The organism is Candidatus Burkholderia verschuerenii (assembly GCF_001189365.1).
Classification (GTDB): Bacteria; Pseudomonadota; Gammaproteobacteria; order Burkholderiales; family Burkholderiaceae; genus Caballeronia; species Caballeronia verschuerenii.
Genome location: NZ_LFJJ01000057.1, coordinates 1 through 22,564, shown reverse-complemented (window position 1 = coordinate 22,564; position 22,564 = coordinate 1). Strand labels below are relative to the sequence as shown.

Annotated in this window: 17 protein-coding genes and 5 pseudogenes; 10 read left to right on the top strand and 12 right to left on the bottom strand. The window is 62.7% G+C overall.

Annotated features, from left to right (window positions below; genetic code table 11):
• The first annotated feature begins 22 nt into the window (after positions 1–22).
• Positions 23–1,231 (top strand): annotated as a pseudogene (locus BVER_RS12600) (aromatic ring-hydroxylating oxygenase subunit alpha).
• Here BVER_RS12600 and BVER_RS12595 read toward each other — a convergent pair.
• Both BVER_RS12595 and BVER_RS33750 read right to left on the bottom strand, forming a co-directional pair.
• Complete coding sequence (locus BVER_RS12595) at positions 1,207–2,358, bottom strand: alpha-hydroxy acid oxidase (protein WP_050453584.1); 1,152 nt, start codon at positions 2,356–2,358, stop codon at positions 1,207–1,209. The pseudogene BVER_RS12600 and the gene BVER_RS12595 sit on opposite strands and share 25 nt — an antisense overlap.
• Positions 2,355–2,750, bottom strand: coding sequence for a DUF2520 domain-containing protein (locus BVER_RS33750; RefSeq protein ID WP_232316517.1), 396 nt, complete (start codon positions 2,748–2,750; stop codon positions 2,355–2,357). The genes BVER_RS12595 and BVER_RS33750 overlap by 4 nt, the downstream gene beginning before the upstream one ends.
• 7 nt (positions 2,751–2,757) lie before the next feature.
• Between BVER_RS33750 and BVER_RS33745 the strand changes: the two genes are divergently transcribed.
• On the top strand, positions 2,758–2,955 hold the full coding sequence (locus BVER_RS33745) for a hypothetical protein (protein ID WP_232316516.1): 198 nt from the start codon (positions 2,758–2,760) through the stop codon (positions 2,953–2,955).
• On the opposite strand, the pseudogene BVER_RS33740 reads toward BVER_RS33745, so the two are convergent.
• The 4 genes and pseudogenes from BVER_RS33740 to BVER_RS12575 form a co-directional block, all read right to left on the bottom strand.
• Positions 2,896–3,189: pseudogene (locus tag BVER_RS33740) on the bottom strand (Rossmann-like and DUF2520 domain-containing protein); the annotation flags it as partial. The gene BVER_RS33745 and the pseudogene BVER_RS33740 sit on opposite strands and share 60 nt — an antisense overlap.
• Before the next feature lie 15 nt (positions 3,190–3,204).
• On the bottom strand, positions 3,205–4,653 hold the full coding sequence (locus tag BVER_RS12585; protein WP_050453583.1) for an aldehyde dehydrogenase family protein: 1,449 nt from the start codon (positions 4,651–4,653) through the stop codon (positions 3,205–3,207).
• A 3-nt stretch (positions 4,654–4,656) separates the two neighbouring features.
• On the bottom strand, positions 4,657–5,760 hold the full coding sequence (locus BVER_RS12580; RefSeq protein ID WP_050453582.1) for a tartrate dehydrogenase: 1,104 nt from the start codon (positions 5,758–5,760) through the stop codon (positions 4,657–4,659).
• A 216-nt stretch (positions 5,761–5,976) separates the two neighbouring features.
• Positions 5,977–6,885 (bottom strand): LysR family transcriptional regulator, encoded by a 909-nt coding sequence (locus BVER_RS12575; protein WP_050453581.1) that lies wholly within the window; start codon positions 6,883–6,885, stop codon positions 5,977–5,979.
• Between the two features lie 121 nt (positions 6,886–7,006).
• Here BVER_RS12575 and BVER_RS12570 point away from each other — a divergent pair.
• Both BVER_RS12570 and BVER_RS12565 read left to right on the top strand, forming a co-directional pair.
• A pseudogene (locus BVER_RS12570) lies at positions 7,007–8,239 on the top strand (MFS transporter); the annotation flags it as partial.
• A gap of 36 nt (positions 8,240–8,275) precedes the next feature.
• Entirely contained in the window at positions 8,276–9,163 is an 888-nt protein-coding gene (locus BVER_RS12565) for an NAD(P)-dependent oxidoreductase (RefSeq protein ID WP_050453580.1), read from the top strand.
• A gap of 1 nt (position 9,164) precedes the next feature.
• Here the strand turns inward: BVER_RS12565 and BVER_RS12560 are convergent, their stop codons facing one another.
• Positions 9,165–10,115: a LysR family transcriptional regulator gene (locus tag BVER_RS12560; RefSeq protein ID WP_050453579.1), complete on the bottom strand. Its 951-nt coding sequence runs from the start codon at positions 10,113–10,115 to the stop codon at positions 9,165–9,167.
• 153 nt (positions 10,116–10,268) lie between these two features.
• Between BVER_RS12560 and BVER_RS12555 the strand changes: the two genes are divergently transcribed.
• The 3 genes and pseudogenes from BVER_RS12555 (at position 10,269) to BVER_RS12545 (ending at position 14,303) form a co-directional block, all read left to right on the top strand.
• Complete coding sequence (locus BVER_RS12555; RefSeq protein WP_050453578.1) at positions 10,269–12,002, top strand: IlvD/Edd family dehydratase; 1,734 nt, start codon at positions 10,269–10,271, stop codon at positions 12,000–12,002.
• 11 nt (positions 12,003–12,013) lie between these two features.
• Positions 12,014–12,935 (top strand): annotated as a pseudogene (locus tag BVER_RS12550) (dihydrodipicolinate synthase family protein).
• A gap of 54 nt (positions 12,936–12,989) precedes the next feature.
• Complete coding sequence (locus BVER_RS12545; protein ID WP_050453577.1) at positions 12,990–14,303, top strand: MFS transporter; 1,314 nt, start codon at positions 12,990–12,992, stop codon at positions 14,301–14,303.
• A 49-nt stretch (positions 14,304–14,352) separates the two neighbouring features.
• On the opposite strand, the gene BVER_RS12540 is transcribed toward BVER_RS12545, so the two are convergent.
• Positions 14,353–14,946, bottom strand: coding sequence for a BPSL1445 family SYLF domain-containing lipoprotein (locus BVER_RS12540; protein WP_050453576.1), 594 nt, complete (start codon positions 14,944–14,946; stop codon positions 14,353–14,355).
• Between the two features lie 259 nt (positions 14,947–15,205).
• On the opposite strand from BVER_RS12540, the gene BVER_RS12535 reads away from it, so the two are divergent.
• Complete coding sequence (locus BVER_RS12535; protein ID WP_083452168.1) at positions 15,206–16,645, top strand: methyl-accepting chemotaxis protein; 1,440 nt, start codon at positions 15,206–15,208, stop codon at positions 16,643–16,645.
• A gap of 13 nt (positions 16,646–16,658) precedes the next feature.
• Here the strand turns inward: BVER_RS12535 and BVER_RS12530 are convergent, their stop codons facing one another.
• Both BVER_RS12530 and BVER_RS12525 read right to left on the bottom strand, forming a co-directional pair.
• On the bottom strand, positions 16,659–19,196 hold the full coding sequence (locus tag BVER_RS12530; RefSeq protein WP_198155237.1) for a polynucleotide kinase-phosphatase: 2,538 nt from the start codon (positions 19,194–19,196) through the stop codon (positions 16,659–16,661).
• Between the two features lie 5 nt (positions 19,197–19,201).
• Positions 19,202–20,554 carry a 3' terminal RNA ribose 2'-O-methyltransferase Hen1 gene (locus BVER_RS12525; RefSeq protein ID WP_050453589.1) on the bottom strand — a complete coding sequence of 451 codons (1,353 nt, stop codon included), beginning with the start codon at positions 20,552–20,554 and terminating at the stop codon, positions 19,202–19,204.
• A 113-nt stretch (positions 20,555–20,667) separates the two neighbouring features.
• On the opposite strand from BVER_RS12525, the gene BVER_RS12520 reads away from it, so the two are divergent.
• Positions 20,668–21,369, top strand: coding sequence for an SDR family NAD(P)-dependent oxidoreductase (locus BVER_RS12520; protein ID WP_050453574.1), 702 nt, complete (start codon positions 20,668–20,670; stop codon positions 21,367–21,369).
• Here BVER_RS12520 and BVER_RS12515 read toward each other — a convergent pair.
• On the bottom strand, positions 21,366–21,683 hold the full coding sequence (locus BVER_RS12515) for a tautomerase family protein (protein WP_083452167.1): 318 nt from the start codon (positions 21,681–21,683) through the stop codon (positions 21,366–21,368). The genes BVER_RS12520 and BVER_RS12515 overlap by 4 nt on opposite strands.
• 277 nt (positions 21,684–21,960) lie before the next feature.
• On the opposite strand from BVER_RS12515, the gene BVER_RS12510 reads away from it, so the two are divergent.
• Positions 21,961–22,341 carry a tautomerase family protein gene (locus BVER_RS12510; RefSeq protein WP_050453572.1) on the top strand — a complete coding sequence of 127 codons (381 nt, stop codon included), beginning with the start codon at positions 21,961–21,963 and terminating at the stop codon, positions 22,339–22,341.
• A gap of 83 nt (positions 22,342–22,424) precedes the next feature.
• On the opposite strand, the pseudogene sdhB reads toward BVER_RS12510, so the two are convergent.
• Positions 22,425–22,564 (bottom strand): annotated as a pseudogene (gene sdhB, locus BVER_RS12505) (succinate dehydrogenase iron-sulfur subunit); the annotation flags it as partial.

The following is a 22,564-nucleotide window of genomic DNA, read 5'->3' as shown; positions in this document are numbered from 1 at the left end:
GTCCACGCAAAGGAATCGATCGATGAACGACATCAGCAACCTGACGCATCTCGCGCTGCCCGACGATGCGCGGGACACGCATCATCAACTGCCCGCGAGCGCGTATTTCGACGAAGCGCTGTTCGAACGCGAGATGACGCGGATCTTCGCGCGCTCGGCGATTTACGTGGCGCATGAACAGACCGTGCCGAACGAAGGCGACTGGCGTCGGCTGCCGCAAGACGACGGCGGCCGCGTGCTGGTGCGCAACAAGGAAGGCGTGCAACTGTTGTTCAACGTGTGCCGGCATCGTCAGGCGCTGATGCTCGGCGGCGAGGCCGGCAATGTCGGCGACACGAAGACCATCACGCTTGCGCGCGGCAATCTTGCTGCGACGGGCGGCAATATTGTCTGCCCGCTGCATCGCTGGACGTATGACGGACAAGGCGCATTGATCGGCGCGCCCGAGTTCGATGCGAAACCGTGCCGCAATCTCGAACGCTTTCCTCTGCGTGATTGCAACGGATTCCTATATGAAGGTCCGCGCGATCCCGCGAAAGACATGTCCCGCGTGTTCGCACGACCCGAATTCGATTTCTCGGGCTACGTGCTCGATCACGTCGAAACGCATACGTGCAACTACAACTGGAAGACCTTTATCGAAGTTTATCTGGAGGATTATCACGTCGCGCCGTTTCATCCGGGACTCGGCCGATTCGTGACCTGCGACGATCTCTATTGGGATTTCGGACAGACGTACAGCATGCAGCGCGTCGGCATTCATAACGCGCTCGCGTAACCCGGCTCCGATATCTACAGCGCGTGGCACGACCGCCTGCTCGATTATCGCGGCGGCGAAGCGCCCGATTTCGGCGCGATCTGGGTCGCGTACTTTCCGACGCAGATGATCGAGCTATATCCGCATGTGCTGGTCGTGTCGACGCTCTATCCGAAAGGTCCGCAGGAAACGCTCAACGTGATCGAGTTTCATTATCCCGAAGAGATCGCGGCTTTCGAGCGCGAGTTTATCGAAGCGCAACGTGCGGCGTATCTGGAAACGATGATCGAAGACGACGAGATCGCCGAGCGCATGGATGCGGGCCGCTTGCGTCTGCATCGGCGCGGCGTCAGCGATGCGGGACCGTATCAGTCACCGCTCGAAGATGGCATGAGCCATTTTCATGCGTGGTATCGGCGTGCATTGGACGGCGTGATCGAACGGGTGGTTCACGAGCCGGCGATGTCGCCATGACGGATCGCATCGACGGTCGGCGTGCCGCATAACACCATCGCGCGTTTGGCTTCGTCGAGCAGGATATCGATGACGCGCAACGCGCCTTCGTAGCCCGCGACCGCCGCGCCGAACAGCGCGGGCCGCGCAATACCAACCGCTTGCGCACCGAGAGCGACGGCCTTGACGATATCGACACCGCGTCGAATGCCCGAATCGATGACGAGCTCGGTTCCCGCTCCCAATGCGCGATGCACCGCGCACAGCGATTCGAGGCTCGATTGCGCGCCATCGAGTTGTCGTCCGCCGTGATTGGATATCCACACGGCATCGACGCCGAGTTTCGCGAGCCGCGCGGCATCGGCGGGATGCTGCACGCCTTTCACGACAACGCGGCCCGGCCATTGATCGCGCAGACGCGCGACATCGTCGAACGAGAACGCGCGATCGAGCATCGTGCCGACCTTGTGCGCGATCGTCAGCCCCGCGCCTTCGCCGGGATCGAGATCGCGCACGTTCTCGAATTGCGGCGAGCCGTGTTGCATATAACGCAGCGCCCAACCGGGACGACTGAGCGCGTCGGCGACAAGCGAAGGCCGCAGTTGCAACGGTATCGCGATGCCGTTGCGCAGATCGCGTTCACGCTTGCCACCGACGGCGAGATCGGCCGTGATCACCAGCGTTTCGAAGTTCGCGCCGCGCACGCGATCGATCAGCTTGCGCGTGAAGTCGCGATCGTTCAGCGGATACAGTTGAAACCACAAGCGTCCGTCGACATGTCGCGCGATAGTTTCGAGCGCGGTCGTTGACATCGTGGATTGCACGTAGGGAATGCCGCGCGCCGCCGCTGCCCTGGCGATATCGAGGTCCGCGCCGGGACGCGCGAGCGTGCACGATCCCATCGGCGCGATCAGCAACGGCGCGCTGCTCGGCGCCTGCAACAGCGACGTGGCGAGATTGGGCGCGGATACGTCGTTGAGCACACGCGGAATCAGCGCCACGCGTTCGAATGCGGATCGATTCGCGGCGAGCGTAATTTCATCTTCCGCGCCGCCGTCGATAAAATCGAACACGAAGCGCGGCAAGCTGCGTCGCGCGAGATTGCGCATATCGGCAATCGACAACGCATTGTCGAACGTGAGCCTCATGCGTCGCGGACTCGGCCTGTGCGTGCAAGACGCGTGGCGAGCGCGGAGAGCGCATCGTAGGCGTCGCGCGACAAGGCGTCACATTCCCCGATCGACAGCGCCTGTGTTTCGACCACCGCGCGATCGCCTCGCGCGGCGGGCCCGGTCAATGCATCTTTCGGACCGAGCGCGAGCACGTTGTCCACCGAATTGCGCGCGAGCGTGTGCATCATGTCGTGGATCAGCGGCTCGGGAATGCCCGCCGCCTGCCACATCTCGACCGCCATCGCCGCCAGCACCGGCAGAAAGTTCGACGCCACCACCACCGCCGAATGATAAAGCGTCTTGCTGCCCGGTTCGATATCGAAGCAACGGGCGCCGATGGGCCGCGAGCACTTCGCTCCATGCTGCACGCGCGTCGTGATCTCCTTCGAGACCGCACGGCGTATTCTCGAACTGAAACACGGCCGTGCCGGGATTCGCGAAGCTCAGCATCGGATGCGCGCTCGCCACGCTCCAGCCGATATCACGCAAGGGCGCGAGCGTATCGGCATCGAGCGCGCCGCTGCAATGCACGGCGATGGATCGCGGCGTATCGCGATGCATCGTCGCAATTGATACGGATACCTTATTGATAAGCGAATCGGGGACCGACAGCAGCCAGATATCGGCTGCGTGCAGAGCGGACAGATCGTCGAGCGCGCGTCCCGCGTCGATGAAATCCACCGCGTCGGCGGCGCGCGCGGCATCGATATCGAAGACATCGCCAATCTCGAGCACGCGGTTCGCGACGATCAGATTGCCGAGCGTCGCGCCTACGCGCCCCGCGCCGATGATATTCAGCGTCGCCATGGGAAAGCGCCGTCGTCAGCCGTGCTTGATCGCGATGGTCTTGAGGCTCGTGAAGCCATACAGCGCTTCGAAGCCCTTCTCGCGTCCATGTCCGCTCGCCTTCACGCCGCCGAACGGCAACTCGACGCCACCGCCTGCGCCGTAGTTGTTGACGAAGACTTGCCCCGCCTGCAACTTGCGCGCAAGACGCAGGCCGCGCGATCCGTCGCGCGTCCAGACACCCGCGACGAGCCCGTAATTCGTGCTGTTGGCGAGCTTCACGGCTTGCGCTTCGTCATCGAAAGGCATCACGGCGAGCACGGGACCGAAGACTTCATCTTGCGCGAGACGGCTTTGCGGCGGCACGTCGCAGAACAATACCGCTTCCTGAAAGAAGCCGTTGCGCGATGCTTCCACCACGATCTTGCCGCGCGCCGCCACTTGAATGCCTTCCGCTTCGGCTGCCTGCACGATGGCGCGCACGCGGGCATGCTGCTTCGCGTTGACGAGCGGACCCATGTCGAGGTCCATCGCGGGCGGGCCGGAACGCATCGCCTCGAAACGCTGCGAAAGACGCGCGATCACGTCTTCGTAAATGCTGCGCTGAACCAGCAGGCGGCTTCCCGCCGAGCACGTTTGCCCCGCGTTCTGGATGATCGCGTTGAGAATGACGGGCAAGGCTTCGTCGAGATCGGCATCGTCGAATACGAGTTGCGGCGACTTGCCGCCGAGTTCCAGCACGCTCGGGCAATGACGTTCCGCAGCCGTGCGGCCGACCAGCGCACCCGTCGCCGTCGAACCGGTGAACGAGATATGGCGAATCCCTTCGTTCGCCGACAAGGCCGCGCCAGCTTCCGCGCCCAACCCCGTGACGACGTTGATCGCGCCCGTGGGAAAGCCCACTTCGGCGGCGATTTCCGCGAGACGCAGGATCGACAGGCTCGCGTCTTCCGCGGGTTTGATCACACATGCATTGCCCGCCGCCAGCGATGCGCCGACGCTGCGCCCATAAATCTGCATCGGATAGTTCCACGGGATGATGTGCCCCGTAACGCCGATCGGCTCGCGCACCGTCAATACGGTAAAGCCGGTCGTGTACGGCAAGGTCTCGCCGTGCAGTTTGTCGACGCAGCCCGCGTAATACTGGAGATAACGCGCGAGCACGGCGGCATCGGTGCGCGCGGTCTTGAGCCCCTTGCCGGTGTCGCGTGCTTCGAGTTGCGCAAGTTCGTCGCCGTGTTCGAGGACCGCCGCCGCATACGCGAACAGCAGGTTCGAACGCTCGACCGGCGACAGCTTCGCCCACGGTCCGTCGAGCGCTTCGCCCATCGCGGTTTGTGCGGCGAGCACGGCGGCGTCGATATCGGCGGCATTGCCGCGCGAGATCGCCGCGAACGCTTCGCCGGCGCTCGGATCGATCACGTCGAGCGTTTCGCCGTTATCGGGCGCTTGCCATGCATTGGCGATGAAGTGACGATATTCCATGACTTACTCCGTGATCAGCGCTTGTTCGTTGATGGCTTCGGCGATGGCCGTTCCGACTTCGACGGTATTCGCCCGGCCGCCCATGTCGGGCGTGCGCGGACCGCTTTCGAGCACATGCTCGATGGACGCGACGATGGCCTTCGCCGCCGCTTCGTAACGAGCCTCGCCGCGCCCGAGATGCTGGAGCATCAGCGCGGCGGACCAGATTTGCCCGATCGGATTGGCAATGCCACGTCCGGCGATATCCGGCGCGGAGCCGTGAACGGGTTCGAACAACGAGGGAAATACGCGTTCCGGGTTGAGGTTCGCCGAAGGCGCGATGCCGATGGTGCCGGTACAGGCCGGACCGAGATCGGAAAGAATATCGCCGAACAGATTCGACGCGACGACCACGTCGAAGCGCTCCGGATGCTGCACGAAGTGCGCGCACAGAATATCGATGTGAAACTTGCGCGTCTCGATGTCGGGATAACGCTTGGCCGCTTCGGCAAGACGTTCGTCCCAGTACGGCATGGTGATGGAGATGCCGTTCGATTTGGTCGCGGCGGTCAGATGCTTGCGCGGACGGCTCTGCGCGAGTTCGAACGCGAACTTGAGAATGCGGTCCACGCCGTGACGCGTGAACACCGCCTGCTGTGTAGCGAACTCGCGTTCGGTGCCTTCGAACATGCGGCCGCCGACCGACGAATACTCGCCTTCGGTATTCTCGCGCACCACCATGAAGTCGATATCGCCCGGCTTGCGATTGGCGAGCGGCGACGGCACGCCCGGCATGAGCTTGCACGGACGCAGGTTCACGTATTGATCGAATTCGCGGCGAATCTTGATGATCGATTCCCACACCGCCGTGTGATCGGGCACGACATCGGGCGTGCCGACCGCGCCGAAGAAGATCGCATCGTGCTTGCCGATCTGCTTGTCCCAGTCGGCCGGCATCATGGTGCCGTGCTTGACGTAGTGCTCGGTGCACCACGAGCCGAACTCGTCGAAGTGCAGCGCGATATCGTAGCGCGCGGCAACGGCCTTGAGCACGCGCAGCCCTTCGACCATCACTTCCTTGCCGATGCCGTCGCCCGGAATGACGGCGATGTTATGCGTAGTAGCCATGATGCGCGAAGCCTCCTGGGGTTATGTCCGCCGACACATGCAGGAGACGCGCGCACGGCGGGCGGGCGCGAGGGCGATGCGTGTCTCCTGTGTCTCTTTCGCCATGCGAGCGCGAGCGCGCCCGGGCATCGGACTGTTCAGAGGCAATCTAGCCGACGCATCGGCGCGAAGGAAGTGCGAATCCGCAAAAGGGAGCCTTCGAAAAAGCGCAAGGGCTTACGGCGACGATGGCGCGACGAGCACGGCCGGCGCCATGCTGCTCAGATAGTCGAACAGCTTGCGGGCGGGCAGCGGCGCCGCGCCTTCGCGCATGCCGACCGACATCACGCGCTCGGCCCACGGATCGGTCAAACGAATGAAGCGCAGGCGCATCGGCTCGCGAAACAGCCGCACCGCGCCTTCCGGCAACACGCCGATGCCCTGCCCCACGGCGATCAGCCGGCACATTGCCTCGAAGCTCTGCACCTGCACGCGAAAGCGGATGGTCTTGCCCAGCAGCGCCGCTTCCTTGACCAGCATGCGCGTGACTTCGGCCTTATCGTCGAGCCCGACGATATCGTGATCCAGCAGCGCGGCGAACGCGATCTGCTCGCCTTGCAGCACATGATCTTCCGGCACGACCACGCTGATGCGATCCGCGCAATACGGCGCGAGCCGGATGCCCTTCATGCCGCTCTGCGAGGTCACCACGCCGATATCCGCGCGACCTTCGCGCAAGGCCTGAAGAATGTCCGTGCTGCGCAATTCGCTGATATGCAGCTTGATATCCTGATACCGCTGCGAAAACGCCCGCAGATGATCGGGCAAGTCCTGACTGATCGCGGAGATATTGGCGAACACGCGCACGCGTCCGACCGAACCTTTGGTGTAATCCGACAGCTCGCTATAGATGGCGTCGGTCTTGAGCAGCAGTTCGGTGGCGTGACGCGCAAGCGCTTCGCCCGCCGGAGTCGGCTCGACGCCCGCCGACGTGCGATTGAGCAGGCCCACGCGAAAATGATGTTCGAGCAGCGCGATGCGCCGGCTCGCCGTCGACAGCGACATATGCGATTGCTGCGCCGCCTTGGACAGGCTGCCCATTTCGACGGCGCGAAGAAACAGCGCAAGCGACGTGAGATCGAACAAACCGCGTGCTCCGTGAAAACGCTCTAAAGGAAAACCCTGAAGCGATCGCTCCAAGGCTCGTCAAGTATGCCGGGCATTCGAACTATTCGAAAGCCCGCTTCAAGGATTTCGAATATCATTCGCGCGGCAGATTCTGCCGATCCTGATGTTCGCTTACATCACGTCGTATATCGATCGCGTGAACGTGAGCTTCGCCAAGCTGCAGATGGCGCAGCAACTCGGCTTCTCCGACGCGGTGTTCGGCTTCGGTGCGGGCATCTTCTTTCTCGGCTACGTGGTGTTCGAAGTGCCCAGCAACATGATCCTGCAACGCGTGGGCGCGCGGCGCTGGATCACGCGGATCATTCTGTCGTGGGGCATCGTGTCGGGGCTGACCGCCTTCGTCGCCACGCCGATGCAGTTCTATGTGATGCGGTGTCTGCTCGGTGTGGCCGAAGCGGGCTTCATTCCGGCGATCATCTTCTATATCAGCCTGTCGTTTCCCCAGCACTGGCGCGCGCGCATCCTGAGCATGTTCTATGCTGCGCTCGCGCTCGCTGGCCTGATCGGTTCGCCGCTGACGGGCTTCATCATGGAGTATTTCAACGGCGTGATGAATCTGCCGGGCTGGAAGTGGATCTTCATTCTCGAAGCCCTGCCCGCCTTCATCGCCGCGATCTATACGTGGAAGGGTCTGGAAGACGACGTGACGCGCAGCACGCGGATCGATGAACCCGACCGCGCGCTGCTCTCGCGCGTGCTCGCCAACGACCGCGAGATCACGGCCGAGGCGAAGCACAAGGGCGTGCTGTCGAGCTGGCTCGTGTGGGCCTTCTGCCTGATCTATTTCCTCGATGTCTTCGGCATCTACGGCTACACCTTCTGGGCCCCGACGATGATCAAGTCGATGGGCATCAAGAGTGACTTCGTGATCGGCCTGCTCGCCGCGCTGCCGAATGCCGTTGCGGTCGTCGTGATGGTGACGTTCGGCCGCAGCGCCGACAAGCGCGGCGAACGGCGTCTGCATGTCGCGGCCTTGCTGCTGATGGGCGCACTCGGCTTGTCGCTGTCGGTGCTCTGGCATGACAACCTATGGCTCGGCATGTTCGCGCTGTGCATCGCCAATGCGGGATTGCTGTCCTTGCCGCCGCTGTTCTGGAGCATGCCCACGGCCGTGCTCGGCGCGAGCGCGGCGATCGGCATTGCGTTCATCAGCGCGTTCGGCAATCTCGGTGGCTTCTTCGGCCCGTATGTGGTCGGCTTTCTCAAGCAGAGCTCCGGCGGCATGACGCTGCCGATCTTCTCGATGGTCGGCTGCCTTCTGCTCGGCATCGTGGTGACGATGATGCTCCCCAAGCGCCTCGTCAATCGCTAGCCGTTACGAATAACCCTTTTTTAAAGAGACCAAGGCATGAAGCAACGCATCGGCATGATCGGTATCGGCCTGATGGGACACGGTATCGCGCGCAACGTGATGAAGCATGGTTATCCGCTGACGGTTGTCGAACATCCGGGCAATCAGCCGCTCGACGAACTGCGCGCGGGCGGCGTCAAGAGCGTGGCGAACGGCGCGGCGCTCGCGCGTGAATCGGACATCGTGATTTTGTGCGTGACGGGTTCGCCCGAAGTCGAAGCCGTGCTGAGCGCGCCCGACGGCGTGCTCGCCGGTTTGCAGCCCGGCACGATCGTGATCGACTGTTCGACGGCCGTGCCCGCATCGACCGTGCGCATGGCGGAACGCGTGCGCGAGGCAGGCGGACTCTTTATCGATGCGCCGATGACGCGCACCGCGAAGGAAGCGCACGAAGGACGGCTGAATCTGCTGGTCGGCGCGGACCCCGAGTTGTTCGCGCGCGTCGAGCCGCTGCTGCGCACCTTCGCGGAAAACGTCACGCATGTCGGCGGCACAGGTTCGGGACACAGCATGAAGCTGCTGCACAACTTCGTGTCGCTGGGCACCATCGCGTTGATCTCGGAAGCGGCGGCCTGCGCGGCGCGCGCGGGCGTCGATGCGCAGACCTTCGTCGATGTGCTCGCGAAAGGCGGTGGCGGCGGCGCGGCGCTGGAACGGCTGCGTCCTTCGCTGATCGACGGCGATCCTTCCGGCATGCCGTTCGCCATGACCAACGCGCTCAAGGACCTCGGCTATTACGTGACGATGGCGGGCGACACCGAAGCCGTCGACGCCATCGCGCTCGCCGTGCAATCGACCTATGCGGGCGCGGTCGAGCAAGGCGGCACGCATCGCACGTTGCTGGAATTGCCGACCTTGCTGGGCAAAGACACGGCGTGCACGTAATTCAGGCCGGCGCGCGATACAGCTCGTTCGCGACCTGTCTCAACGCGCCGATCACCTGCATGCACGCGGGCGACAACAGTCGCTCCGTGCGCGTGATGAGGCCGAAATCGTCCATGCGCAAAGGCAGATCGAGCGGCAGAATCGCCAGCACGCCGTGCGCCGCGTAGTACTGCGCGACGTCGTCGGCAATCACGGCGAGCATGTCGCTTTGCGCAAGCAGACTCGTCACGAACAACAGATCGGGGCTTTCCACCACATTCGATGGCGGCGCGAGACTCTCGCGCTGAAACATCAACTCGAAGCGATGGCGCAAGACGCTTTGTTCGGGCGGAACGATCCATGCTGCATCGCGCAAGGCATCGAGCGATGAGGAGGCCGCTTCGAGCAACGGATGCCCCGAACGCGTCACCACGACCGTGCGCTCCTCCGCAAACGGCTCATATCGCAGATGCAGCTTGTCATGCTCCGCCGACAAGCGCCCAATCACCAGATCGAGCTTGTCCTGCGCGAGACTGTCGAGCAGCAGATTGCTGCTGTCGATTTCCACACTGACGCTCACGCCCGGATAGTCGCGCTTGACCTTCGCGATCGCCGCCGGCAACAGACTCACCGCAGGCGATGTGACCGTGCCGATCGCCACGCGTCCGAGTTGCCCGCTCTTCAGCGCCAGCACTTCCTCGCGCGCCTGATCGAGACTGCCGAGCACGGAACGCGCGTGACGGATCATCACATCGCCATATAAGGTCGGACGCATGCCGCGCGGCAAGCGCTCGAAGAGCGGCGCATCGACCATCTCTTCAAGCTCGCGCAAGAGCTTCGATGCGGCCGGTTGCGACATGCTCAGCGCATCGGCGGCGCGATGAATATTCGCCTCTTCGCCGAGCGCGACCAGCAGCAGCAACTGCCGCGTCTTGAGCCGCGTGCGCACGTACCAGGGTCTCGGTTCGAGCATAGGGTTAGCACCAGTAATCGGAACGATATCGCTTGAGCGCCATATTTCATTAGAAAGATATCAGAGCGCTTCTTAGACTTGGCATAAAACGCTCCATGAATTTCGCTGCCGCACTTCATCTCTGCATTTCATTTCCGTATTCAGGAAGCAAGCATGTCCGACAAGAAAGCCAAGCTCCGCTCCGCCGAATGGTTCGGCACCAACGACAAGAACGGCTTCATGTATCGAAGCTGGATGAAGAACCAGGGCATCCCCGATCACGAGTTCGATGGACGGCCGATCATCGGCATCTGCAATACGTGGTCCGAACTCACGCCGTGCAACGCGCACTTTCGCAAGATCGCCGAACATGTGAAGCGCGGCATATCGGAAGCGGGCGGCTTTCCCGTCGAGTTTCCGGTGTTCTCCAACGGCGAATCGAATCTGCGTCCCACCGCGATGCTCACGCGCAATCTCGCCGCGATGGACGTCGAGGAAGCGATACGCGGCAATCCGATCGATGCCGTCGTGCTGCTGTGCGGCTGCGACAAGACCACGCCCGCGCTGCTGATGGGCGCGGCGAGTTGCGACGTGCCGGCAATCGTCGTCACCGGCGGGCCGATGCTCAACGGCAAGCTCGACGGCAAGGACGTCGGCTCGGGCACGGCCGTCTGGCAACTGCATGAGTCGCTTAAGGCGGGCGAGATCGATCTGCACAAGTTTCTCTCGGCCGAAGCGGGCATGTCGCGTTCGGCGGGCACCTGCAACACGATGGGCACGGCATCGACGATGGCGTGCATGGCCGAAGCGCTCGGCGTCTCGTTGCCGCACAACGCCGCGATTCCCGCCGTCGACGCACGGCGTTACGTGCTTGCGCATATGTCCGGCATGCGCATCGTCGAGATGGCGCTCGAAGATCTCAAGCTCTCGAAGTTGCTGACGCGCGAGGCCTTCCTCAACGCGATCCGCGCGAATGCGGCTATCGGCGGATCGACCAACGCGGTGATTCACCTGAAGGCGATTGCGGGACGCATCGGTGTGGCGCTCGATCTCGACGACTGGGTGCATATCGGCCGCAATACGCCGACCATCGTCGATCTGATGCCCTCGGGCCGCTTCCTGATGGAAGAGTTTTATTACGCAGGCGGTTTGCCTGCCGTGTTGCGGCGTCTCGGCGAAGCGAACCTGCTGCCGCATCCCGATGCGCTCACGGCCAACGGCAAGACGCTGTGGCATAACGTCAAGGAGGCGCCGCTCTATAACGACGAAGTGATTCGTCCGCTCGATAAACCGCTCGTCGCCGATGGCGGCATTCGCGTGTTGCGCGGCAATCTCGCGCCGCGCGGCGCGGTGCTGAAGCCATCGGCGGCGACGCCCGCGCTGTTGAAGCATCGCGGGCGCGCGGTCGTGTTCGAGCACTTCGAGCACTACAAATCGCGCATCCTCGACGAATCGCTCGATGTCGACGAAAACTCCGTGCTCGTGCTGAAGAACTGCGGGCCGAAGGGTTATCCGGGCATGGCCGAAGTCGGCAACATGGGCCTGCCGCCGAAGCTGCTCAAGCGCGGCGTGAAGGACATGGTGCGCATTTCCGATGCGCGCATGAGCGGCACTGCGTACGGTACAGTGGTGTTGCACGTCACGCCGGAAGCGGCGGCGGGCGGCCCGCTCGCCGCGATTCAAGACGGCGACTGGATCGAACTCGATTGCGACGCGGGCACCTTGCACGTCGATATCAGCGATGCGGAAATGGCAAGCCGTCTGGAACGATACACGCCTTTAGAAGCGCCCAAGACCGGCGGATATCAGCGACTCTACATCGATCACGTCCTGCAAGCCGACGAAGGCTGCGACCTCGACTTTCTGGTCGGCTGTCGCGGCGCTACCGTGCCGCGCCATTCACATTGAACGGAATCCTAATGAATAATCCACGCTATCGCGGCATCTTTCCGGTCGTGCCGACGACCTTCACCGAAACCGGCGCGCTCGATCTGGACAGCCAGAAGCGCGTCGTCGATTTCATGATCGACGCGGGATCGGACGGCCTGTGCATCCTTGCGAATTTCTCCGAGCAGTTCGCGCTCTCCGACGATGAACGCGACACGCTCACGCGCACCCATGCTCGAACATGTCGCGGGCCGCGTGCCGGTAATCGTAACGACGAGCCACTACAGCAGCGCGGTGTGCATCGAACGCAGCGTGCGCGCGCAGTCGATGGGCGCATCGATGCTGATGGTGATGCCGCCGTATCACGGCGCGACCTTCCGCGTGCCCGAATCGCTCATCTACGAGTTCTACGCGCACCTGTCCGATGCGGTCAACGTGCCGATCATGATTCAGGATGCGCCCGCCGCCGGCACCGTGATGTCGGCCGCGTTCCTCGCCCGCATGGCGCGCGAACTCGAACAGGTGTCGTACTTCAAGATCGAGACGGCGGGCGCTGCGGCGAAGCTGCGCGAACTGATCGCGCTCGACGGCGACGCGATCGAAGGTACGTGGGACGGTGAGGAAGCCATTACCCTGGTCGCGGATCTGAACGCTGGCGCGACCGGTTCGATGACCGGCGGCGGTTATTCCGACGGCATTCGCCAGATTATCGAGGCGCATCGCAACGGCGACACCGATACCGCGTTCGCGCTGTACCAACGCTGGCTGCCGCTCATCAATCACGAAAACCGGCAGACGGGCCTGCTCGCCGCGAAGGCGCTGATGAAGGAAGGCGGCGTCATTACCTGCGATGCCCCGCGCCATCCGCTGCCCGCGATGCATCCGGTGACACGCGCCGAACTCATCGATATCGCGCGCAGGCTCGATCCGCTCGTGCTGCGCTGTGGCAAGTAAGCATCACTAACTAATTGGGTCCACTGCAAGAGATATCACAACAAGGGAGACATGATGGACGACAAACTCGCGGCCGGCGCCGCCGGAGCCGGCACGGCAACGGGCATGAATTTCCGCTGGCGCGTGCTGATCTGGCTGTTGATCGGCGGCGTCATCAACTATCTGGATCGCGCGAGCCTGTCGATTGCCGCGCCCCGCATGATCCACGATCTCGGCATCACGCGCACGGAAATCGGCCTGCTGGGCACGGTGTTTTCGTGGACCTATGCGGTGATGCAACTGCCTGCCGGATGGATCATCGACCGCTTCGGCGTGAAGGCCGTCTATGCGATCGGCATGATCTGGTGGAGCGTGGCGACCTGGCTCACGGGCGTGGTCTGCTCGATTTCGGCGCTGATTCTGATGCGCGTGCTGCTCGCGATCGGCGAAGCGCCCTGCTGGCCGACATCCGCGAAAATCACCGCCGCATGGTTCCCGGCGAAGGAACGCGGCTTCGCCACGGGCATCTGGGATTCGTCGTCCAAATGGGGACCGGCGCTCGCACCCGCGCTGCTCGTCGCGCTGATGCTCGCGTTCGGCTGGCGCTCGCTATTTCATGTGACGGGCGGGGTCGGCATCGGCTTCGCGATTCTCTTTCTGTTTCTCTATCGCAATCCGATGCAGAGCAAGCGGCTCTCGCGTCAGGAGTTCGCCTATATCGAAGCGGGCGGCGGCGGACACGAGCGTTCGCTCACGGGTTCGCAGCTCAAGTGGGGATCGCTGTTCAAGCATCGCAGCGTGTGGGGCATGATTCTCGGCTATTTCTGCGCGATCTGGCTGTGGAATCTGTTCCTCGTGTTCCTGCCCCTGTATCTGCTCGATCGCTTCCATATCTCGATGGCGCAGATGGGCTTCTATGCGAGCGTGCCGTGGTTCGGCGGCGCGGTCGGGAAAATCATCGCGGGCTGGATCGCGGCGAAGCTGGTCGATAACGGCGTGGCGTCCGCGATGGGCGCAAAACGCGCGATCATCGCGTGCTGTTCGATCGGCGCGGCGGTGTGTGCGATCGCACTGCCCTTTACGAACTCGATCACGACCAGCATCGTGCTGATGACCATCGGCCTCGCGTTTATCGCGGCGACGATCGGCAATGCATGGGCGCTCGCGGGCGATATCGCGCCGCCGTCGATGGTCGGCTCGGTCAGCGCGATTCAGAATTTCGGCGGATACTTCGGCGGCGCGTTCTCGCCGGTCGCGGCGGGCTTTATCGTCGATCGGACGGGATCGTATTCGCTCGCGTTCGTAAGCGGCGGAATCATCGCGGGATGCGCTGCGCTGTTCTATTGGTTCATGGCGCGGCAACGCGTGGAAGAACCGGCGCAGGTTTGATGCACAAGCGCCGCCGCATCGCGCGGCGGCGCGTCTTCGACACGACGCGTCAGTCGAGCAGGCGCGTGATCTTGGTGCCTTCGAGCGAGACGCCCGCCATCAATCCCGCATTGGTCAGCACGAACACTTCGACGGGGCCGGTCGCGGTGGTCGTATCGAGCTGGCCGTTCGCGCCGATCTTCAACACGGCGACGGTTGCATCGGTGCCGACCGCCCAGCCGTTGCGACGCCTGAATTCCGCGAGCGATTCGTCGGTCATGAACACGAAAACCAGCGCCTTCGATTGCGCGCCGATCTGCAAGCCGAACGAGCCGCCCGCCGTGCTGTAATAACCATCTGTCTGACCGTTGACGCGCAAAGCGCCTTCGCCGTACTGCGCGCCGAGCCAGAAACCCGCCGCGAGCACGCGCGGAAACACCAGCACGCCGCGCGCCTTGGAGACAAGTTCGCGCGAGCCCGTCACCGACACATACAGCCGCTGCAAGGTCGAATCCACCGCCGCGTCGATAGCGCGAAAACGGTCGGCCTTGCCCGCCGCATCTTCGCTCGACGACGGACCCGTGGTCGTGCATGCGCCCGTGCCGAGCGCCGCCAACGCCATGCCGCCTGCCATCATCAGACGTCTTTTCTTCTTATGAACCATGCGCTCCCCTGATCAGGTTTATAGGTTCTGGAACTATACAAGCAGTGCCCCGGCATGGGGAAACGATCGCGCATCGGTAAAAACGCGCAGCTTTTGTCCAGCATGCCGCCGTCATTTACCGGTCGTCCCTAAAGAAAGCGCCCCTTCCGGCCGATATAGCGCGAAGAAAAGCGGCACGTCGCCAGGCGCGTGCGTGACATCCTGCGCAGCGCAGGCCGATTGATTCGCGCTGACGCCCAGATAACTTCCGAACAAGAACATGATGGCTGAGACCTTCGATCATCGTCGCGATGATCCCGTACTGCACGGCATCGCCCGCTCGGGCGATATCGTCATGTATGCGACGACCTTCGCCTCCTGTCTGGCGGCGCTGGCGATCGGCGACTACTACGGCTCGCTCGATCTCGCCTTGATCGTCGCCGCCATCGTGATGGCGATCGCGAGCGTCGCGTTCTTCGGCGCGCGCGCCACGCTCGCATCGCGCGTCGTGCTGACGACCTGCAACGTGTGTCTCGTCGCGCTGCATATCCAGCTCGGACGCGGCACCGTCGAGTTCCATTTCTGCGTGTTCGTGCTGCTCGGACTGCTGCTGGTCTATCGCGACTATCGCGTGCTGATCCTGTGCGCGGGCTTGTTCGTCGTGCATCGCTTCCTGTTCGATCGATTGCAGGCGCTGAGCTACAACTTCTATTGCACGACCAAGCCCAGCCTCTGGATGATGATGATGATCGTGCATGCGGGCTACGTCGCCGCGCAGACCGCCACCGAAATCTATATGGCGCTGCGCTCGCGTCAGGCCGCGATCGAAGCATCGGATCTGCTGTCGATCGTGCGCAATCTCGATCGCAACGGCGTGATCTGTCTCGACACCAGCAAGGTCGCGGTCAGCGCGCCGACCGCGCGCGCACTCAAGCAAGCCGTCGTCAAGATGGCGCACGCGATGAACGAAGTCCGCGAAGTGGCGACGTCGATTGCGAGCGCATCGTCGGAAATCGCCTTGGGCAACAGCTATCTCAGCGAACGCACCGAACAGCAGGCGACCAACTTGCAGCAGACGGCGGCATCGATCGCGGAGATCACCGACTCGGTGCGCGGCACGTCCGAGAACGCCGAGCAGGCGACGCATCTCGCGGGCATGGCATCGACGGTGGCGTCCGCGGGCGGCAGCGCCGTGGGACGCGTCGTGGAGACCATCAAGGAAATCTCGCAGGCATCGGAAAAGATTGCAGTGATCAGCTCGGTGGTGGACACCATCGCGTTTCAGACCAAGCTGCTTGCGCTGAACGCCGCCGTCGAAGCGGCCCGCGCGGGAGAACAGGGACGCGGCTTCGCCGTGGTCGCAACCGAAGTGCGCCTGCTCGCGCAACGTTCCGCGAATGCCGCGAAGGAAATCGAAAAACTGATCGAGGACAGCACGGGGAAGGTCGATACCGGCGTGAACCTCGTCGCCGATGCGAAGAACAGCATCGAGGATGTGGTGAGCCGCGCGCAACAGGTGTGCGATCTGATCGCGACGATCTCGCACGCGAGCGGTCAGCAAACCGGCGGCATCTCGCTTGTGTGCAGCGCCGTCCAGCAACTCGATGAAGTCACGCAGCAGAATGCCGCGCTCGTCGAGCAGAGCGCGGCGGCCACGGAGAGTCTTAAGGATCAGACGGTGCGGCTGAAGAGCGTCGTCGATCAGTTCATTCTCGCCTGATCGCTATCGCCGATTACAGACGCGGATCGACGGGTTCGCTTTCCATCGCCAGCACGCCGAACACGCATTCGTGCACGCGATACAGCGGTTCACGCTCGACGAAACGCGACAGCGCCTCGAATCCGAGCGCGAACTCGCGCAGCGCGAGCACGCGCTTAGTGCCGACGCCGCGCTGACGCAAGCGCTCCAGATTGTCGGGCTCGGTGTACGTCGGCCCGTAGATCAACCGCAGATATTCACCGCCGCGACACTTGATAGCCGGTTGCGCGAAGCCACGCCGTCCTTCGACGAAACCCTCTTCCGGCTTCACCACCATGCCTTCGCTCGTCGCGGATGTGATCGACGTCCACCACGCGCGCGCTTCGCTCTCGGTTTGCGCATCGTTCAGATCGACATGACGGCGCTGCGTCGCGCGGAACAATCCCGGCGCGGCATGACACAAGCGGTCGATGATGCCGAGATGCCAGCCATGCGGCTGCGTCAGCGTAACGGCATGCTCGTGCGCGAGCACATGAAACGGCGCGAGACGCAGATCGTCGGCGCTCGCTACGCTCCAGCAATATTTGCGATATTCATCGACATACTTGCTCGCAGCCGTCATGCGCGACGACGTGCGCGCGGCCATTGCATCGACATCGAGACCGCGCGACGCAGCTTGCGACAACCATTCGCCGCCCGCGCTCAATGCAGCGAGCGCGGCGGTTCCGGTCGGCGCATATTGCTTGCGCAACAGCTCTTCCGCTTTGGCCGACCACGGCAGCAACTCCGCGTCGAAGGCGATCCAGTCAGTGTTCAACTCGCGCCACAGACCGGCATCTTCCATTGCCTGATCGAAGCGGCGCAGTAAGATCTTTTCGGTGTCGTCGCCCGAAAAGAAGCGCCGGCCCGTGCGCGTATAGATCACGGCGATACCCTGCCCCGTCACGCCGAAACGTCGCGCGGCCACTTCTTCCGAGCGGCAAAGGATCACGATCGCGCGCGAACCCATATGCTTTTCTTCGCAGACCAGACGCGTGACGCCTTCCTTGCGATAGTAGTCGAAGGCTTCTTCCGGCCGTTCGAGCAGCGGGCCGTTCGGAGCGCTTTCGGGTGGCGACATCGTCGGCGGCAAATAGATGATCCAGCGCGGATCGACGGCGAAGCGGCTCATCACTTCCAGCGCCGCATGCGCGTTTTCCTCGCGAATGGTGATGCTGCGCCCCAGTCGCGGTTCGATGATGCGCTTGCCCAGGACATCGCCGATATCGAGGACGGAGCCATCGCGCGTGGCGGTTTTCGCAGGCGCTTCGTGAAGCGGGCGCATTGGTTCGTAGTGCATACGTTGTGCATCGACGGAAACGAGTTCGCGCTCCGGATAGCGCAGCGCCGTCAGCTTGCCGCCGAACACGCAACCCGTATCGAGACACAGCGTGCGATTGACCCACTTCGGTTCGTCGACGGGCGTATGTCCGTAGACGACCATCGCCGGCCCGCGATATTCGCGCGCCCAGTCGAAGCGTTCCGGCAAGCCGTATTCGTCGGTCTCGCCCGTCGTTTCGCCGTAGAGCGCGAAGTCCCGCACCGCGCCCGACGAGCGGCCTTGCAAACTCTGCTTCAGCCCCGCGTGCGCGACGACGAGCCGTCCATCGTCGAGCACGTAATAGCTGACCAGCGAATAGATGAAATCGCCGATGTCCTTGCGAAACGAATCGGTCTCGCGCTCGAGTTGCTGCAGAGTTTCCGCGAGCCCGTGACTCACGCGCACGTCCTTGCCGCGCAGCTTGCGCATCAGCTTGACATCGTGATTGCCGGGCACGCACAGCGCCGTACCGTTCGACACCATATGCATCACGAGACGCAGCACGCCGGGCGAATCGGGACCGCGATCGACGAGATCGCCGAGGAAGATCGCGCGCCGTCGGTCGGGCGCGATGACATCGGGTGTTTCGCGCGTGCCGCCGACGGAATAACCGAGACGCGTCAGCAGCGCGACGAGTTCATCGCGACAACCGTGCACATTGCCGATAAGGTCGAACGGGCCATGATCGTCGCGCCGTTCGTTCCATAGCCGTTCGCGTTCGACGATCGCCGCATCGACGGCTTCGACGCTGTCGAAGGTCGTCACCGAGCGAAAACCTTCGCGCGCGAGGCCGCGCATGGAACGATGCAGGTTCTGCAATTGCGAGCGAATCACATGCGGCCCGAAGTTGCGATCGGGCCGCGCGACATTGCGCTCCTGACAGACGCGTTCAGGCAAATCGAATACGATCGCCGTGCAGAGGACGTGATATTCGGCGGCCAACGCGAGCAAGCGCTTGCGGTCTTCAACGCGCACATTGGTCGCATCGATGACCGTGAGACGGCCCGCCGCGAGCCGCTTGGCCGCGATGAAATACAGCACGTCGAAGGCATCGGCGGTGGCCGACTGATCGTTTTCATCATCGGATACGAAACCGCGGCACGTGTCCGATGAAATGACTTCCGTCGCCAGAAAATGCTTGCGCGCGAAGCTCGATTTTCCCGCGCCTGACAGACCGATCAACGCGACGAGCGCGAGTTGCGGTATGCGCACGATGCTCATCGTTGAAATACACCCATTTGTGTCGGCGCACCCCGTTCGACATCGATCGGACCGACGGGTGCAAAAGTCACGCGATAGCCGTGACGTTGCGCGACGCCGCGCGCCCACGCTTCGAATTGCGCACGCGTCCATTCGAAGCGGTGATCGTCGTGACGCATCGCGCCTGCGGGAAGCGACGCAAAGCGCGCGTTGTATTCGACGTTCGGCGTCGTCAGCACGACCATGCCCGGCCGCGCGAATTCAAACACCGTTTGCTCGAACGCGCCGAGCCGTTCTGCATCGATATGCTCGATGACCTCGATCGCGCACGCCGCATCGAAGCCTTCGAAGCGCGCATCGCGATAGGTCAGGCTGCCGTGTTGCACGTCGATGCGCGCGCGTTTCATCGGCGGCATGCGATCGAAGGCGAGGCGCTTCGCCGCGCGCTCAAGGATGCCGAACGACACATCGATGCCGAGCAGACGGCCTTCGCCGCAGCCGAGATCGAGAACGGATTTCGCGCCGGCATCCACGAGCACTTTCTGCACGGCGGCAAGGCGCTGTTCGTTGAGACCGATGCTGCGTTCGAGCGAATGCTCGCCTGCGTCGGCGGCGGGCGCTTCCGTGTCGGCTTCGTCGTCGGAATCGGCCATGAGCTTGCCGAGCGCTTCGCGCACGAGCGAGCGCTGGCGCTTCAGATAGCCGCGCATGATCCACTCGCGTTCGGGATGCGCGCGCAACCAGTCGCCGCCCTTGTTGACGAGCTTCTGCACTTCGTCGTCGCTGATGAAGTAATGCTTGTCGCCGTCGATGGCGGGCAACAGCACGTACAGATGCGTGAGCAGATCCGCCAGCCGCAGCGTGCCCGCGAGCGTCAGCGAAAAATAGCCGCTCTGCCCCCACTCCGGATGCTGTTCGTCGAGCGCGTGCTGCGCGATATGCACGTCATAGCCGAGCGGTTCGAACATGCGCCGCAAAGTCGCTTCGCCCGCGCGGCATCGCACGACGGGAACCTGCGCTTCGAGTTGCAAGGGCATTGCGGCCAGTTCGGGACGCGTGGCGCTATGGCCCGACATGGCGCTGGCGAAGACGCGCGCCATCGTCACCGCGAGCAGCGACGACGCCGTGTATGGCCGGTCGTTGACATACTGCGCGAGCGGCCCCGAACGCTCGCCCGTGCCACGCACGAGCCACACGGGATCGACGTCGACCATCAACGCGACCGAGCAACGCGTCTCGTTCGCTTCGGGATAGAAGACGTGCGCGGTGCCGAACGGCAGCGTGGTCGACTGGACTTTATCCGGGTGCTTACCCAGCAGGTAACCGATATCGGTGGCGGGCGGAGAATGACTCGTTATCTTGAGCAGCATGGAACCGCTTGGTGCGATGGATCGAAACAGCGAGCTTACACCGTTCGAAGCATGCACACGATCCGCGCTTGCGCTATCTTGTGTCGAAGACATGCTACTTGCGAGGTGACGTGATGTCCGACATTCCTTATCGCAGTGCGCTGATTATCGGTGGCGGGCCTGGTATCAGCGGATCGCTTGCGCGGTTGCTTCGGGCGCAAAACGTGCCTGTGGTGATCGCGGCGCGCAACGCGGGCAAGCTTGCATCGCTCGCGGATGAAACGGGCGCGATCGCTTTGTCCGTCGATGCATCGCGCCCCGAGGAAGTCGCGCGTTTGTTCGAGGAAACCGAAGCGAAGATCGGCTCGCCCGAAATCGTGGTCTATAACGCGGGCGGACGCGTGCGCGGACCGTTGGCCGAATTGAATCCCGATGAAGTCGAACAGGCGGTCGCCGTCACCGCGCTCGGTGCGTTTTACGCCGTACAGCAAGCGGCAAAACGCATGCTGCCCGCGGGCAAAGGCGCGATCCTGCTGACCGGTGCGACGGCGGGCGTGAAAGGCTTCGCGCTATCCGCGCCCTTCGCGATGGGCAAGTTCGCGCTGCGTGGCCTTGCACAAAGCGCCGCGCGCGAACTCGCGCCGAAGGGTATTCATGTGGCGCACTTCGTGATCGACGGTGGGGTGCGCAAGGCATCGAGCGCCGATGCATCGCATCCGCCCGACAGCACGCTCGATCCCGATGCAATCGCGCAATCGTATCTCGACGTGCTGCGGCAGCATCGCAGCGCGTGGTCGTGGGAAATCGAACTGAGGCCGTGGGTCGAAAAGTTTTAATCGCCCTTCAATTGCAGGAGATACGCGCGGTCCACTTCGGTCAGCGCGTCGAACCATTCCTGCTCCGCACCCGGATGCGGCAAAACCTGACCGTATTCGATCATGTTCGCGGGCGGCAGCTCGGAGATATAAACCCACAGAAAACGCTTCTCCAGCCCTGTGATGCGTTGAAGCGACTGCACGATATCCGCGAGCAACCGCGCCTTTTGTTCCGGCGATCGTCCCGCGCGAATGTGTCCGTGTACGAAGATTTGATTCGTCGCGATCCGCTTGCCACCCATGAAGTGACGACCCGCCGCGATATCGCTGAACATAACTTGCGCGAAGAAACCTTGCGCGCCCGTCGCCTCGCTGTGAGCGCGAGTGATTTCGCGCGGGCATCGTCGGACAGCAGATCGGTCGTGGCGGATACGATGTAAGTCGGCATGTCATGTCTCCTTTTTTGGCTTTCTTCATATTGTTTTGGAGTCCGTTATTGTTCACGCTCTTCGGATTTCGGACCGTCTCACTCCCAGCATATGACGGCAATTGACAAAATGCAAGCATATGCTGATAATAAATCCACCACTTTCTGCCATCGGAAATTCCGACATGCCGTTCGCTCGCATCGATATGAAGAAGGGAAAGGACGCCGCCTATCGTCAGCAGATCGGCCTCGCCATATATGAGGCCATGCTCGACGTAGGCGTGCCGAAGAACGATCGGTTTCAGGTGATCAACGAACATGACGATGCCAATTTCATGTTCGATCCGACTTATCTCGGCATCGCCCGCGACGACGATCTGGTGATCATCCAGATCACCTGGAACGAAGGACGCACGCTCGATCAGAAGAAGGCCTTGTATCGCGGCATCGTGGATCGGCTCGCTAAAGCGCCGGGTATCCGAGGCGAGAACGTGTTTATCAGTCTCGTCGAGGTGAAGAAGGAGAACTGGTCGTTCGGTAACGGCATCGCGCAATACGCGGTCTAAGCGGCAACAACCACAAAAACAAAGCGGGCCTGCAATTCACATTGCAGGCCCACTTAGTCAAACAGTCGGTTCAAGCCGCGATATTAAACCGCGCGCCGCACCATCAATTCCTTGATCTTGCCAATCGCCTTGGTCGGGTTCAGCCCCTTCGGGCACACGTCGACGCAATTCATGATCGTGTGGCAACGGAACAGACGATACGGGTCTTCCAGATTATCCAGAC

Bases quoted from the DNA above. Each gene is read 5' to 3' on its own strand.
- BVER_RS12545 (WP_050453577.1), top strand. From the start codon at position 12,990: ATGGACGACAAACTCGCGGCCGGCGCCGCCGGAGCCGGCACGGCAACG.
- BVER_RS12580 (WP_050453582.1), bottom strand. From the start codon at position 5,760: ATGGCTACTACGCATAACATCGCCGTCATTCCGGGCGACGGCATCGGC.
- BVER_RS12535 (WP_083452168.1), top strand. From the start codon at position 15,206: ATGATGGCTGAGACCTTCGATCATCGTCGCGATGATCCCGTACTGCAC.
- BVER_RS12560 (WP_050453579.1), bottom strand. From the start codon at position 10,115: ATGCTCGAACCGAGACCCTGGTACGTGCGCACGCGGCTCAAGACGCGG.
- BVER_RS12585 (WP_050453583.1), bottom strand. From the start codon at position 4,653: ATGGAATATCGTCACTTCATCGCCAATGCATGGCAAGCGCCCGATAAC.
- BVER_RS12515 (WP_083452167.1), bottom strand. From the start codon at position 21,683: ATGTTCAGCGATATCGCGGCGGGTCGTCACTTCATGGGTGGCAAGCGG.
- BVER_RS12510 (WP_050453572.1), top strand. From the start codon at position 21,961: ATGCCGTTCGCTCGCATCGATATGAAGAAGGGAAAGGACGCCGCCTAT.
- BVER_RS12520 (WP_050453574.1), top strand. From the start codon at position 20,668: ATGTCCGACATTCCTTATCGCAGTGCGCTGATTATCGGTGGCGGGCCT.
- BVER_RS12555 (WP_050453578.1), top strand. From the start codon at position 10,269: ATGTCCGACAAGAAAGCCAAGCTCCGCTCCGCCGAATGGTTCGGCACC.
- BVER_RS12595 (WP_050453584.1), bottom strand. From the start codon at position 2,358: ATGAGGCTCACGTTCGACAATGCGTTGTCGATTGCCGATATGCGCAAT.
- BVER_RS12525 (WP_050453589.1), bottom strand. From the start codon at position 20,554: ATGCTGCTCAAGATAACGAGTCATTCTCCGCCCGCCACCGATATCGGT.
- BVER_RS12540 (WP_050453576.1), bottom strand. From the start codon at position 14,946: ATGGTTCATAAGAAGAAAAGACGTCTGATGATGGCAGGCGGCATGGCG.
- BVER_RS12565 (WP_050453580.1), top strand. From the start codon at position 8,276: ATGAAGCAACGCATCGGCATGATCGGTATCGGCCTGATGGGACACGGT.